This window comes from Rhizobium sp. BR 249 (genome assembly GCF_047445895.1).
Lineage (GTDB): Bacteria > Pseudomonadota > Alphaproteobacteria > Rhizobiales > Rhizobiaceae > Rhizobium.
The window spans coordinates 163,473-178,572 of the sequence record NZ_JARWKX010000010.1; the positions used below are offsets into that span (position 1 = coordinate 163,473).

At 60.9% G+C, this 15,100-nt stretch carries 9 protein-coding genes; 6 read left to right on the forward strand and 3 right to left on the reverse strand.

The features are described 5' to 3' along the window. Nucleotides 1–203: 203 nt before the first annotated feature. The 5 genes from QD408_RS12110 to QD408_RS12130 all read left to right on the forward strand — a co-directional run bounded on the left by QD408_RS12110 (nt 204) and on the right by QD408_RS12130 (nt 7,082). Nucleotides 204–1,487: an NAD(P)/FAD-dependent oxidoreductase gene (locus tag QD408_RS12110; protein ID WP_414139468.1), complete on the forward strand. Its 1,284-nt coding sequence runs from the start codon at nt 204–206 to the stop codon at nt 1,485–1,487. A gap of 65 nt (nt 1,488–1,552) precedes the next feature. Beyond that, nucleotides 1,553–3,091 (forward strand): aldehyde dehydrogenase family protein, encoded by a 1,539-nt coding sequence (locus QD408_RS12115; protein ID WP_414139469.1) that lies wholly within the window; start codon nt 1,553–1,555, stop codon nt 3,089–3,091. 203 nt (nt 3,092–3,294) lie between these two features. After that, the gene (locus tag QD408_RS12120; protein WP_414139470.1) at nt 3,295–4,317 is read left to right on the forward strand and encodes an iron ABC transporter substrate-binding protein; all 1,023 of its coding nucleotides are present in this window, start codon (nt 3,295–3,297) and stop codon (nt 4,315–4,317) included. A gap of 63 nt (nt 4,318–4,380) precedes the next feature. Continuing rightward, the gene (locus tag QD408_RS12125; protein ID WP_414139471.1) at nt 4,381–6,048 is read left to right on the forward strand and encodes an ABC transporter permease; all 1,668 of its coding nucleotides are present in this window, start codon (nt 4,381–4,383) and stop codon (nt 6,046–6,048) included. Next, a complete protein-coding gene (locus QD408_RS12130) occupies nt 6,045–7,082 on the forward strand; it encodes an ABC transporter ATP-binding protein (protein WP_414139472.1) in 1,038 nt (345 codons plus the stop codon). The genes QD408_RS12125 and QD408_RS12130 overlap by 4 nt, the downstream gene beginning before the upstream one ends. Before the next feature lie 2 nt (nt 7,083–7,084). Here the strand turns inward: QD408_RS12130 and QD408_RS12135 are convergent, their stop codons facing one another. From QD408_RS12135 to QD408_RS12145, 3 genes are all read right to left on the reverse strand, one after another. Then, nucleotides 7,085–8,419, reverse strand: coding sequence for a glucoamylase family protein (locus tag QD408_RS12135; protein WP_414139473.1), 1,335 nt, complete (start codon nt 8,417–8,419; stop codon nt 7,085–7,087). Between the two features lie 255 nt (nt 8,420–8,674). Then, nucleotides 8,675–10,459 (reverse strand): gamma-glutamyltransferase family protein, encoded by a 1,785-nt coding sequence (locus QD408_RS12140; RefSeq protein WP_414139474.1) that lies wholly within the window; start codon nt 10,457–10,459, stop codon nt 8,675–8,677. A 47-nt stretch (nt 10,460–10,506) separates the two neighbouring features. Then, on the reverse strand, nt 10,507–11,949 hold the full coding sequence (locus tag QD408_RS12145) for a M81 family metallopeptidase (protein ID WP_414139475.1): 1,443 nt from the start codon (nt 11,947–11,949) through the stop codon (nt 10,507–10,509). Nucleotides 11,950–12,446: 497 nt separating this feature from the next. On the opposite strand from QD408_RS12145, the gene QD408_RS12150 reads away from it, so the two are divergent. Continuing rightward, nucleotides 12,447–15,068, forward strand: a complete 2,622-nt coding sequence (locus QD408_RS12150) for a hypothetical protein (RefSeq protein ID WP_414139476.1) — start codon at nt 12,447–12,449, stop codon at nt 15,066–15,068. The last annotated feature ends 32 nt before the right edge of the window (nt 15,069–15,100 follow it).

Here is a 15,100-nt window from a genome sequence, read left to right on the forward strand (position 1 = left end):
GCTATTTCCGAAATGTCGATATTTCCGGCTTTGTCGAGCTTGTAAAGAGTTTCATCCTGCAAAAACGGAATGAGCCGGAGCCTCCCGATGCCGAAAGTCTTCATTTCCATGCGGATGTGCCGGGCCGGCGCTTCAAGTCCTGGTTTTATGCATTAGACTACCGCCATTCCATTCCATTCCATTCCATTCGATCGGACCGAGCCATGCTGAATGATCCGCGCTCCCACGGCCTCTGGGAAAAGACCGCTCCGCAAGCGCCGGCGACTTCGCCTCTCGAAGGCGCGGTCTCGGCCGACGTCGTCATCGTCGGCGGCGGTTATACCGGCCTTTCTGCCGCGCTCCATCTTGCCGAAGCCGGATCGAAGGTCGTGCTGCTGGAGGCGAAGGAAATCGGCTTCGGCGGCGCGGGACGCAATGTCGGGCTGATCAATGCCGGCATGTGGGTGATGCCGAACGACTTGCCCGGCGTGCTCGGTCCCGTACATGGAGAACGCCTGCTCAATCTGCTCGGCGGCGCGCCGAAGCTCGTCATGGAACTGATCGACAAGCACGGGATTGCCTGCGAGCTCGAACGGAACGGCACGCTGCATTGCGCCGTGGGCGACGATGGGCTGAAGGAACTCGAAGAGCGCGTGGCGCAATGGTCCGCCCGCGGCGCGCCGGTGACGCTGCTCGATGCGGCGGAGACGGCCAAACGCGTCGGCAGCGATGCCTATGCCGGCTCGCTGCTCGACATGCGCGCCGGAACGCTGCAGCCGCTGGCCTATGCGCGTGGCCTTGCCCATGCCGCGGTCGAGGCGGGGGTTACCATCCACACATCGAGCCCGGTCGTTGCAACCGAGCGCAGCGGCAGCCGCTGGAGCGTGAAGACGGCCAAGGGCGACGTCAGCGCGGACTGGATCATCGTCGCGACGGATGCCTACAGCACCGGCCCGTTCGAGCAGGTGCGCAACGAGCAGGTCTATCTGCCCTATTTCAATTTCGCCACCGTGCCGCTCGGCCACAATCTGCGCCAGACGATCCTGCCGGGACGGGAAGGCGCATGGGATACCAAGGACATCCTCTCCTCCTTCCGCATGGACCAGGCCGGCCGGCTCGTCTTCGGCAGCGTCGGGGCGCTGCGCAATACCGGGCTTACAGTGCACAAGAGCTGGGCCAAGCGTGCTTTGAAGCGGCTTTTCCCTGAGATCGGCGATGTCGAATTCGAATGCGAATGGTACGGCCAGATCGGCATGACCGACAACGCGCTGCCGCGCTTCCACAAATTTGCGCCCGGCGTCATCGGCTTTTCCGGTTACAATGGCCGCGGCATCGCCCCCGGCACGGTCTTCGGCCGGACGCTGGCAGAGCATATCCTTGGCCGGCTTTCGGAAGCCGATCTGCCGCTGCCGCTGACCGCGCCCACCGAACCGAGCTTCCGGGCGCTCAAGGAAATATGGTACGAAGCCGGCGCTCAAGTCGCCCATTTCGCCGATGCCCGCTTCTGAGAAGCGATACGCGCTTCCGGGAAGCGATGAACGCTTCTGGGAATAATAAGATTGGAAACACGACAATGACCATCGCCGTCCTCGATCTCGCCACCGAAACCGCCAAGCTGCTTGCCGAACTCGGCGTCGATGCCGGCCGCTATCACGGCGGCACGCTGTCCGTCGCCTCACCGGTCACCGGCAAGGAAATCGGCAGGCTCAGGGAGCATTCCGTTTCCGAGGCGAAGGCGGCGATCGAAGAGGCGCACAAGGCTTTCCTCGAATGGCGTAACGTTCCGGCGCCGAAGCGCGGTGAGCTGATCCGCCTGCTCGGCGAGGAATTGCGCGCCGCGAAGACGGCGCTCGGCCGTCTCGTCTCGATCGAAGTCGGCAAGATCACCTCCGAAGGCCTTGGCGAAGTGCAGGAGATGATCGACATCTGCGATTTCGCCGTTGGCCTTTCCCGCCAGCTCTACGGCCTGACGATCGCCACCGAGCGCTCCGAACACCGGATGATGGAAAGCTGGCATCCGCTCGGCGTGGTCGGCATCATCTCCGCCTTCAATTTCCCGGTCGCCGTCTGGTCGTGGAATGCGGCGCTGGCGATCGTCTGCGGCAATTCCACTGTCTGGAAGCCCTCGGAAAAGACGCCGCTGACGGCGCTCGCCGTGCAGGCGCTGTTCGAAAAGGCGCTGAAGCGCTTCGTCGCCGAAGGCGGCACCGCGCCCGCCAATCTGTCGACGCTGATCATCGGCGGCCGTGATGTCGGCGAAGTGCTGGTCGACCACCCGAAGATCCCGCTCGTTTCCGCCACCGGTTCGACGGCCATGGGCCGTGCCGTCGGCCCGCGCCTGTCGCAGCGTTTTGCCCGCGCCATTCTCGAACTGGGCGGCAACAATGCGGCCATCGTCTGCCCGAGCGCCGATCTCGACCTGACGCTGCGCGGCGTCGCCTTCTCGGCCATGGGCACGGCCGGTCAGCGCTGCACGACGCTGCGCCGTCTCTTCGTCCATGACAGCGTCTACGACCAGCTGGTGCCGCGCCTGCAGAAGGCCTACGGCTCCGTCACGATCGGCAATCCGCTCGAAACCGGCACGCTCGTCGGACCGCTGATCGACGGCCAGGCTTTCGAGAAAATGCAGGCAGCGCTCAACGAGGCGAAATCGGCCGGCGGCAAGGTGACCGGCGGCGACCGTGTCGGCAATGGCCTGACCGATGCCTTCTACGTTCGTCCCGCGCTCGTCGAAATGCCGGAGCAGACCGGCCCGGTCGAGCATGAGACCTTCGCGCCGATCCTTTACGTGATGAAATACAGTGATTTCGACGCGGTGCTGGCGCTGCACAATGCCGTGCCGCAGGGGTTGTCGTCGTCGATCTTCACCAACGACATGCGCGAGGCCGAAACCTTCGTCTCGGCGCGCGGCTCGGATTGCGGCATCGCCAATGTCAATCTCGGCCCGTCTGGCGCTGAGATCGGCGGTGCCTTCGGCGGCGAAAAGGAAACCGGCGGCGGGCGCGAATCCGGCTCGGATGCCTGGAAAGCCTATATGCGCCGCGCCACCAACACGATCAATTACGGCAGGACCCTGCCGCTCGCCCAAGGCGTCAAGTTCGACGTCGAATAAGCCCGGTGCAGAAGGAAGGCGTTGCTCGCGCAGTGGCGCCTTTCTTGACCGAATTGAGATTTATTTCCCTGAAATTTGAAAGATTTAGTCAAGATATTGTGATGTCTTTTTCGGCAAGGCCAAACTTGAAATAGGCAGTCAGGAAAAATATACGCCTCATATCACCGCCGGGTAGCCCGGGTGACATCGCCACGGAGGCCATCATGAACGTTGCTATCAATCGTCTTTCCCATGTGCTCGCGCTAACCGCGTCGCTTCTCTCTGCCACCGCGTTCGCAGGCAGCGCCCATGCGCAGGATGACGGTCTCGTCGTTTACAACGCCCAGCACGAAAGCCTGGGCCGCGAATGGATCGATGCCTTCACCAAGGAGACCGGCATCAAGGTCACCATGCGTCAGGGCAGCGACATGCAGTTCGCCAACCAGATCATCCAGGAAGGCGACGCTTCTCCGGCCGACGTGTTCCTGACCGAGAATTCGCCAGCCATTACGCTGGTCGATGGCGCGGGCCTCTTCGCCCCGGTCGAAAAGGAAACGCTGGACCAGGTTCCCGAGCAGTATCGTCCGGCTGACGGCATGTGGACCGGCATTGCCGCCCGTACCACGGTCTTTGCCTATGACAAGACCAAGCTCACCGAAGACAAGCTGCCGAAGTCGCTGCTCGACCTCGCAGATCCGGCCTGGAAGGGTCGCTGGGGTGCTGCACCCGCCGGCGCCGATTTCCAGGCGATCGTCGCGGCCCTGCTGCAGCTGAAGGGCGAGGACGCCACGAAGGCATGGCTGAAGGGCCTCAAGGACAATGCCACCCCCTACAAGGGCAACAGCGTCGCCATGAAGGCCGTCAACGCAGGCGAAGTCGAAGGGGCCGTCATCTATCACTATTACTGGTTCGGCGATCAGGCGAAGACCGGCGAGAACAGCAAGAATGTCGGCCTGCACTACTTCAAGAACCAGGATCCGGGGGCTTTCGTCAGCGTTTCGGGCGGCGGCATCCTGAAGTCCACGCAGCACATGAAGGAAGCGCAGGCTTTCCTGAAGTTCATCACCGGCAAGGCGGGTCAGGCTGTCCTCAAGGACGGCACCTCCTATGAATATGCCGTCGGCAAGGATGCGGCCTCCAACGACAAGCTGGTCCCGCTTGCCGATCTCAACGCTCCCAAGGTCGAAGCTTCGACCCTCGACAGCAAGAAGGTCGTGGAACTGATGACGGCCGCCGGCCTGATCTGACTTTTCTGCCGCAGGCTTCATCCGGCCAAAACTATTGCTTTTGGCTCAAGAAAACCTTAGGGCATGACGATATCCGGCAACCGTCCCTCAAAGGCGGTTGCCTTCCTTTTTCAGCGTGTGAAGGCATCGGCCTTGCTGCAGGACAACAGATTGCTCGCATCCGGCAACGAGGCGCCGGTCGCGCCGAAGGCCGTGCGACTGGTTTTGCCGCGCGGACGCGTGCCGCACGCTTCCGTGATTCTGCTTGCAACGGTGGTTGCGATCTTCAGCCTCGTGCCGCTCGGCTTCATCGGCTGGATCACCTGCGATGTCGGCTGGGAAACGGTGAAGGCGCTGGTCTTCCGGCCGCGTGTCGGCGAACTCCTGGTCAATACGGTTCTCCTCGAATCGATCACCATTCCGCTGTCGATCGCGCTTGCCGTGACGCTTGCCTGGCTGACCGAGCGGACGGATATTCCCTTCGCCCGGCTCTGGGCTTGGCTGGCGATCGCGCCGCTTGCCGTGCCTGCCTTTGTGCACAGCTATGCCTGGGTCAGCCTCATTCCCGGCATGCGCGGTCTTGAGAGCGGCGTCTTCGTTTCGGTGATCGCTTACTATCCCTTCCTCTATCTGCCGGTCGCGGCCGCATTGCGCCGTCTCGATCCGGCGATCGAGGATGCCGCAGCCTCGCTCGGCCTCGATCCCTGGCGCGTCTTCTTCCGCGCCGTGCTGCCGCAGCTGCGATTTGCCATCTGCGGCGGCTCGCTGCTGATCGCGCTGCATCTGCTGTCGGAATACGGCCTGTTCGTCATGATCCGCTTCGATACGTTCGCGACCGCGATCGTCGACCAGTTCCAGTCTTCCTACAACAGCCCGGCCTCGAACATGCTCGGCGGTGTGCTCGTCGGCTGCTGCCTTTTCCTGCTCGGCCTCGAAGTGCTGCTGCGCGGCAACGAACGTTATGCCCGCGTCGGCTCCGGTTCGCCGCGCCCGGCGGACCGCCGGCGGCTCGGCTGGTTTACGGTGCCGGCCGTCCTGCTGCCTGTGGCGCTGGCGGTGCTGACGCTCGGTGTGCCGCTGGCGACGCTCGGCCGTTGGCTCTATCTCGGCGGGATCGATATCTGGCGCATCGAGGTCGGCAGCGCTTTCCTGCAGACGGTCGTGCTGGCCGTTGCCGGCGGCGTGCTGGCGACGATTGCCGCAGCACCTATGGCCTGGCTTTCCGTGCGCGCGCCCGGCCGCTTCCAGCGCGTGCTCGAAGCCTGCCATTATTATGTCGGCTCTCTGCCCGGCGTCGTCGTGGCGCTGGCGCTGGTGACGATCACCGTGCGCCTCGTGCTGCCGCTCTACCAAACCTTCGCAACCCTGCTCGTCGCCTATGTGATGCTTTTCCTGCCGCGCGCCATGGTCGGGCTGCGCGCCAGCATCGCCCAGGCGCCGGTGGAACTGGAACGCGCGGCGATGGGCCTCGGCCGCACGCCGGGCCAGGCCGTGCGGCAGATCACCATGCGGCTTGCAGCCCCCGGAGCCGCCGCCAGCGTGGCGCTCGCCGCACTCGGCATCACCAATGAACTCACGGCGACGCTGATGCTGTCGCCCAACGGCGTCGATACGCTGGCGACGAAATTCTGGTCGCTGACCAGCGAGATCGACTACGTTTCGGCGGCTCCCTATGCCTTCATGATGATCGTGTTGTCGCTGCCGCTCACATTGACGCTCCACGCCCAATCGAAACGGACCGCCGGCCAATGACGCTGCTCACGATCGACACTATCAGCAAGCGTTATGGCCCGGTCCAGGCGCTGAAGAACATCTCTCTCGAAGTGCAGGCGGGCAGCCGCACGGCGGTGGTCGGCCCCTCCGGTTCGGGCAAGACGACGCTGTTGCGCATCATCGCCGGCTTCGAGCAGCCGGATGCCGGCAGTGTGACGCTGGATGGCGAGGTGCTGGCGGACGGTCCGGATGCGGTGCCGGCCCACAAGCGCGGCATCGGCATCGTTTCGCAGGATGGGGCGCTGTTTCCGCACCTGAGCGTCGCCGAGAATATCGGCTTCGGCTTCGAGAAAAGGGCTGCGGACCGCGAGAAGCGTATCTTCGAGCTTCTCGACATGGTCGAGCTCGACCGCGGCATGCTGGTCAGGCGCCCGCATCAGCTTTCCGGCGGCCAGCAGCAGCGCGTGGCGCTTGCCCGCGCGCTCGGCCGCAAGCCCCGGCTGATGCTGCTCGACGAGCCATTCTCGGCGCTCGATACGGGCCTGCGCGAAAACATGCGCAAGGCGGTTGCCCGCGTATTGCAGGCGGCCGGCATTACCACCATCCTCGTCACGCATGATCAGGAAGAGGCGCTGACTTTTGCCGATCAGGTCGCGGTGCTGAGGGAAGGGCGGCTGATCCAGGCGGGATCGCCGCAATCCTTGTATCTCCATCCCAGGGATCGCGAAACGGCGCTTTTCCTCGGTGATGCCGTGCTGCTTCCCGCCATCATCCGAAACGGCCTTGCGGACTGCGCTCTCGGCCACGTCGCCGTCGAGGGCAGCCGTCAGGGCAAGGCTGAGATCATGCTGCGGCCCGAGCAGATCCGCGTCGTCGCTGATGAAAGCGACCGCAGCCATGCCGGACGTGTCGTTGAGGTGGAATTCGGCGGCGCGGTCTGCACCGTCGCCGTCTCGCTGGATGGAGTCGCCCTGCCGCCGATCCGGATCAAGACCTCGAGCGTCGCGCTTCCCGCGCGAGGCGATCTCGTCCGCCTCGACATTTCAGGCAAGGCGCACGTCTTCGAAAGCTGATCTCAGCCGAACTTGCGCACCAGCTCTTCCGGCTCGATACCTTCGAGCCAGCCGCCGGTAAAGCCGGCGCGCTCGAGCCCGAGGCGGATGGTCGGCGATTGCCGCATCAGCTTCCAGATGAAATCGGAACGCTCGTTCTCGACGGTCATGACGACGAGGCCCTGGTCGATGCCGACGGTGCGGTCGTCGACCCAGCCTTCGGGACGCTTGGTCTGGACCGTCGGATTGAAGCCGCCGGGGAAGCCGCCTTCCAACAGCAGGTTCGGATAGCTGGTCAGAAGCGCCTTGGTGCCGTCGAGGGCCGCTTGCCGGTCATAGGGCAGGCAGGCGAGCGCCGCCCAGGGTGCGATCGTGCCGTCGTCGGGCCCGAGCGGGGCGCCGCGCGCGGCATAGCCCAGAACCTTCGGCTGGCGGCCGCCGCGCATGCGCCGCGTCGGCGGCGGGCCGTCGCAGGCGGTGAAGCCCCAGATATTCCTGTTGTAGCCGACGAACCGGCCGGGATTGCGCTCGGCATAATCCCGCTGGAGATTGATGACGACCTGGGTGTTGCGGAAATAGTCCCAGTTCCGCTCCGCCATCGGCTTGTCCTGAATGCCGCGGAAATCGATCCAGGCATGCGAGAAGAGGTGGATGAAGAGCGGCCCGGCATAGAGATAGGACTGTTCGCCGTGCAGCATCCAGGAATAGCTCGACGTGAAGGCGTCGTAGCAGGATTGCGGGATCGGGTGCGTCGGTGAGGCGAGCGCCAGCGCATAGAGGATGATCGCCTCGTCGAAACCGTGATAGCGCCAGCGCAGGAAGCCGGAAGAGGGCTTCCAGCCCATGGAGATGGTGTCGCCCTTGTTCAGCGCCCAGCGCCAGTCGACGCGCTCGTAGATGAAGGTGGCGAGTTCACGGATCTCGGTCTCGGTCTCGTCGTCCTCGCGGTTGAAATACTGTGCAGCGGTCAGGATGCCGGCGACGAGCAAGGCGGTATCGATGGTCGAAAGCTCGCTGTTCCAGGCGCGATGGCCGGTATCCATGTGCAGAAAGTGGTAGAAGAAACCGCGATGGCCGGTTGCGTGGCGCTCCGTGCCCTGGCGCGCCTCGGCGAAGAAGCGCAGCGTGTTGACCGTACGCTCGGCCGCTTCACCGCGGCTGATCCAGGAGCGTTCGACACCGACGGGATAGGAGGAAAGCGCAAAACCGACGGCCGCGATGCTCGCCGGCACGCCGCCGATCGAGGTATCGGCCACCAGGCCATTTTCGGGATTGGAATATTTCAGGAAGTACTTGAATGCTGAATGCTGCAGCCTGTCGACGAGCGCGGCATCAATGTCTTCAATCCGTTGCAGCATAGGCTCCTACCCAACTGTTGCATCGCCCCATGGTTCAACATGGTAGGCGTCCCCCGGCAAATCAAACCTTTTTGATTCGTAGGGATAAGAGAACACAAAAGCGGCAGGGATGGTGTTAATAATTATCCGTGAAATACTATCTAGGATAAGTAATATAAGCAGTGCAGCAAAAGGACAGGTTTTCACCCGTCTGGCACAGGCTATTTTCAGCAATACTTGCTTCCGTTGACGCGATGTGGAGCGGCCTGACGATGGCTATCGTCCGACCGCGTAAGCCTGCATCAAACGCGGCGTGGCTGCGGCGCGTATGAGCCCGTCGGCATCGCGCCGGGCGGCGGTCAGCCGGCCGATGGTCCAGGGCTCGGCGACCGTCAGCCTGTGGCCCTTGCGCGCCAGCGCATCGAGCACATCGGTGCCGAAATTCGCCTCCGCCATCAGGCTGCCGGGCTCCCGGGTGCGCGGATAGAAAGAGCTCGGAAAATGGGCAGTGTGGAACAGCGGCTGATCGATCGCCGCCTGCAGGTTCAGCCTGTGGTGGGCATAGCGCAGGAAGAAGGAGAGCTGCCATTGCTCCTGCTGATCGCCGCCCGGCGTGCCGAAGGCGAGGGTCGGGCGGCCCTCGTAGAGGCCGAGCGAAGGCGTCAGGGTCGTGCGCGGCCGTTTGCCGGGCGCAAGTGAGGTCGGCAGGCCCGGCTTCAGCCAGAACATCTGGGCGCGGGAATTGAGGCAGAAGCCGAGGCCCGGCACGGTGGGCGAGGATTGCAGCCAGCCGCCCGACGGCGTGACGGAGACCATGTTGCCGTCGCGGTCGATCACGTCGATATGCACGGTATCGCCGCGCTTTTCGGAAAGATGCGCCATGGTCGGCTCGTAGACGATGCCGGTCTTCGATTCCGCGCCGAGCATGTTCATCGTCAGATCGTGCTGCGCCTCGAAGCCGGGAACGATGCCGGGGCGAAGATCGAGCGAGGCGTGCGCGCCGACGAGCCTGCGGCGCTCGGCGGCATAGGTCTCCGACAGGAGATGCGCGATGGGAATTTCGGAAAAATTCGGGTCGCCGTAATAGACTTCGCGGTCGGCGAAGGCGAGCTTCATCGCCTCGGCGACGGTGTGGACGAAATCGGCGCCGGCGGGGTCCATCGCGGCGAGATCGAAGCCCTTGAGGATCGAGAGCGCCTGCAGGAAGACCGGGCCCTGGCCCCAGGGGCCTGATTTGGCGATCGTCCAGCCGTGATAATCATAGGTCTGAGGCTCCTCGATCGTCGCCGACCAGTTCGCCATGTCGTTTGCTGTCAGTACGCCCTTGTGGCGGCTGCCGCTCGCATCCATGATCTCGGCGGTCTTCAGGTAGTCGTCGATCTTCTCGGCGATGAAGCCGCGATAGAAGGCGTCGCGCGCCGCTTCCACCTGCGCCTCCCGGCCGCTCTTCGTCTCGGCCTCGGCGATGACACGCTTCCAGGTTTCGGCCAGCACCGGATTGCGGAAATTCGTATGCCCCTCGGGAACGCTGCCGCCCGGCATCCAGGTCTGGTGCGAGGTCGGCCATTCCTTTTCGAAGAAAGCCGCCAGCCCCTTGATGGTGGCTGAGACGCGCGGCAACAGGGGATGGCCGTGCTCGGCGTAGTAGATCGCCGGTTCCAGCACGTCGCGCACGCTCATCGTGCCGTAATCGCGCAGCATCAGCATCCAGCCGTCGAAGGCGCCGGGAATGACCGTGGCCAGCAGGCCGTCGCCGGGGATCAGCGTCAGGCCTTCGCTCGCATAGTGCTCGATCGTCGCGCCGGCGGGTGCAGGCCCTTGCGCGCAGATGACTTCGACCTTGTCCTTCTTCTTCGAATAGATCAGCGCCGGCAGGTCGCCGCCCGGGCCGCAGAGATGCGGCTCGACGATCTGCAGTACGAAACCCGTGGCGATTGCCGCGTCGAAGGCATTGCCGCCCTTTTCGAGAATGCTCATGCCGACGGCCGAGCCGATCCAGTGCGTCGAGGTGACGACGCCGAAGGTGCCGAGGATTTCCGGGCGGGTCGTGAATGCGGTCATTGCAGCTATCCTCTCGGGAAACGTGCCTTGGGCGAATCGGCTGGACTTTACAACTGAGCCGAGCGCGAGGAGAGGAAAACCTCAGGCTCGAAGGCAAAATCCTTGTCGAAGGGATAGGTCGGATGCTGCTTGCGCAGCCGCGGCAGGCGCTCGACGAACTGGTCGACCACGCCGGGCGAGAGCGCCATCAGGTTCGGATTGGCGATCGGCGCCAGCTCCGGTGAGAGATAACCCGATTTGACGACGATGATTTTCGCCCGGTGCGGATCGAGGCCGAGCCGGGTGAAATCGACGATATTGTGATAGGGCCGGTGTTTTGCCGAGAGCACGAGATCGATGCCGTCGATCGAAACGACCGCCTGCCGGTCGGAGGGATCTGATGTTTCGTGCAGGAATTTCACGGTGAAGCGGGCGGTGACCGGCTTGCTGCCCTTGGTATCGAGAGAAGCGCCGACGCTGAGGGTGAGTTCCGCACCGATACCTGCGGCATGACAGGCCTCGGTCGCTGCCTTGTCGGTGATGCCGGCGAAGACGACGCCGGTGGCGCCCCTGGCGATCAGTTCCGCCAGCACGTCGGCCCGGTCCCCGACGCCGCCGCCGGTTGGATTGTCGCCGGATTCGGCGAGCACGACAGGCGCGGTCGGGCTTGCGATCGATCTTGCCACGCACTCTTCGATCGAGCCGGTCTCGCAGCCGAAGACGAAATCTCCGCGTGCATCCCAATAGGCCTTGGCGAGACGCTTGGCCTCACGCTCCAGCACGGCGCGGTCGGTGCCGGTCATGATGGCCGCGGCGGTGGCGCGCGGTTCGTCGGCCCAGACGTAACCGACCATCAGGGATGCATCCCAGACGCCACAGATCGCGTCGATCTCGGGCAGCATGGCATATAGGCTCTTAGCCGGCTCATCGACTGTGCTGGTGCGCTCGCCAGGCAGCACGACCGGGATCGGAGCCCAGAGAACGGCCGGCCTCACGCCGGTTTTCAGGCTCCTCACCAGCATGGAGACGGAGCGGCGCATCGTCTCCTCGACATCGATATGCGGCGCCGTGCGATAGGTGGAGTAGATGTCGAGCGCATCGATGATGCGCTGCGTGACGTTGCCGTGCAGGTCATAGCTTGCCGAAACCGTGCAGTCCTCGCCGACCAGCGCGCGCGCCGCACTGATCCAGTCGCCCTCGGCATCCTCCATGCCCTCGACATACATGGCGCCGTGCATGGCAAGATAGAGGCCGTCGAGCGGCAGCATCGGCTTCAGCCGCTCGAGAAATTCGTTCTTGAAGGCTTCATAGGCGACGCGCGAAACCGGGCCGCCGGCAATGGCGCGGGCATGGATCGTCGGCAGGAATTCGGCATCATAGTCCTTGAGGAAAGCGAAGTAGGGCGAATCCAGCAGTGCGTCCCCACGCACCACGCGAAAATCCTTCTCCTCATTCAGGACGGGGTTGTATGTGCTGCATTCGATATGAATGCCACCGACGGCGATGCGCATGGGGGACCTCAGGTGTTGGAAGCAATCAGGACATTATAGGCGGTAGGGCCGGCACTTCTTGCCCGGACATCGGCATCGATGTGCCAAGCGTAGATCAGCATCACCGACCGATTTCTCGTTATGATCGACTGAACATGAAGATTCTCGGCCTGAAGATGCGTTCATTTCTGCCTCGACAACAGATTTACAAGCGAACCAATCAACTGCAATAAGTTGCAAACTCGATCTGGGTCAACGACGAGATCGATGGCACGCCTTGTTCAACCGGTGGGACAAGGAGGCGCGGAAATCGTGCGTCAGGCGCATTGCAATCAGCTAGAACACGGCAAAAGGAAATCTTCGAATTTGCATGGCTTACAATGTTACGTGAGAAAAATTTCTTTTGGGATACTCTTGCTGAGCAAACCACAAGCTAGCGCTGAAAGTTAACGACTCCAATTTCGCGATGGAGTTTAATACGCTGAGCCCTTTCCGAGACTCCTTTTTGGATGAAGCTTATGTGGGACGAAAAGCCGGAGCATTGCAAGGCGACTGGGTTATCGCGGCCTATCCGAGTCGCCTATCTCGTTAATTTGGATGAGTGTCCTGATATTTTGTTGGACGCAATTTTTGACGAGTCATATAGCCGATGGGGTGGGCGAAGAACTGCAATAGTCCCGGCGAACGAATCGGGAATCGATCAACGATATTCTGAGTGGCTCCATTTTTTTGACGCCGACATTATATATAGCTTTGTTCCACTTTCAGATGGTGCGGTCGAATCTTTACATGAGCAATACGCACCCGCTCTATTAACTGAACATGTAATATATCGGGCTGAGGTTGAGGACCCCTCTAACTATCGTATCGCGCTTCCTATCACGGCACTTTCAAGTTTGTCGGTACTGCCAGCATTCCTCAGTCGACCTGGCCCATTCTCTCCGATAGCTAAAAACGCACAGATCTTAGACACATTCTCCAGCCAAGCGACGTATCCTTTCCTCCGTGAGAACTTCGGTCTTTTGGGGATAAGCTTTCAGCCGACTTTCGCCCTAGCTCATTCGGACCTTCTTGCGCCTCTGACGCTAATTTCACCTGCAGATCACGAGAATGGCCGCTTGATGAAAAATCCTTCGGCTATCTACGTTCACGAAGAACAAGATGTGATTGACGCTCTGGCAGAAAGGAATCGTCCTCTTCTGACCCTAGCCAACCTTTCTGAGATGTTTGCTCCGTACCTGTCTGGCTTCGACAATGGGGTCAATAATGGACTGACCATCGTGGTGGGTAGCACTGCGAAAGATCGAGTAGCGTTCTGGAATGGACTGCATTCTAGGGACCGAACTCGACCTTACCAAATTTCGCACCTACGGATCCCGGAGGAGCGTTTTGATGATGCCGATTTTCTGAAGGGGCTGTGCAGAGTATTGCGTCTTCGAGGGTGGGGGAATTCGAACCGTAGTGATAGTGTTTCGCTAGAATCCTGTTCCGTTGATGAAAAACGATTGCGAGCGATGGCCAACGCGCTTCGTCAGGCTGGTAGCTTTCATTCTGCCAGTGTTCGAAATCTGACTGATCCATCAGAAGTGATACCCTCCTTTCCCCGTAATCGCGGTGCTTACTTTACAAACGGTAGCGTGTTTGAAGAACCAGAAGCGCGTGCATCCATGGATTTTCGTGGGCGACATTTTGCGGTGCCGATGGTTCCGCCATGGCATTTAACCGAGTCTCTGCCGCCTTCGCAGATGCGGAATGGCAGTTGGATGGTAGATCTGTCCATAGAGCGGGAAGTAGATCACAGTCGATTTTCCAATGTTCGACACATCTGGATGTTGCCCAGACGTATCAGGATCGAACGAGCATTTTCCCTTGACATAGATAAAAAGCAACGCAACGCAGCGGCAAATGATTTGTTGAGACCGTCACGACTCGGCGAGCTAAGTTTTTCCGCCAATCTGGATCAGCGGTCCGTTAAGCTCACACTTCCCGAAGATGATCTTTCTGCTATGCGGCTGGGTGTTCAAAACGACTTTGAGTGGCGGCAGTTTAATTCAGCAAAGAAGGATTCGCCTCACGCACGGTTACGCTTTGAATGGTCCGATATATCAGACAAAGGCAAGTATCTCCTCGGCGTGTTGCAAATGTTCGATGACGTGCCCACCGCATTTCGCGTTCTAATGGATAGCTTTTGGCGTGAGGAGTTTCAGCTTTTTGGGGCGTCGTTACTCGAAAAAAGAGCGGATCTGCCTTCCCGGGTCGTCCAGACCTTGCGCAACAGACTTGGTCAAAGAATGGGGCCTCTTCGTTTAGAAACGGAGGCTCAGCTTCAGAGGCTCGGCCAGATTGCCCTTACGGTAGCTGCCGAACTACGCGCCGAAACTGTCAGTCGAACTTACAGCAACCTTAGGACACATTGGGAGAAAATGACTTCAGATTGGCTCGTTTCGATGCCTTTAGGTGATGAAAATATAACGGATGAAGAGAGGGCGCGGGATGACGCTTATTATAGGGACCCATATTTGCTGGATCGCTCCGTTCAATACCTCTGCGAGCGCAATGTGCTGTTTCAGGGCTATGGCTGGACGTGTAAGAGTTGTTACAACAAAAACTGGGTCGGAGTGGAAGCGTTTGGTAAAACTATAAAGTGCGTTATCTGCCGAACTAATCGCGCTGCTCCTGTGTCAGAGGAATGGCATTTCAAGCCTAATGGCTTTTTTATTGATGCCTATCGTCTTCATGGAACTGAGCCAGTTGTATGGTCTTTGTGGAGATTGTTTGAGGAGGCACGCTCATCTTTTTATTTCGCGCCGTCATTGCGGCTTTGGAAGAACTATCCTCGCAACGAAACTAACAAGCATTGGGACGTAGAAATTGATGCGTTGGCGGTGGCTGATGGTCAACTCTATGCGATAGAGGCTACACGATCGAAAGATCTTGATGATGAGGAGCTAAAAAAGCTGCAACTTATGGCGGAGCGCATTCGGCCCGACACATTGATTGTGACCTGCACAGCAAACTCCGACTCAGCTGCAGCGAAGCTTCACAGGCGTCTAATCGAGAAAATGCCTGTCGGGGTTGCCGTCCGCGTCGAGATTTTTCGGCCGGAAGACCTTCACACAAGCCCCAATCTGCCGCCATAATATATTGAGCATCGGCCTGGAGCCTTGCAAAC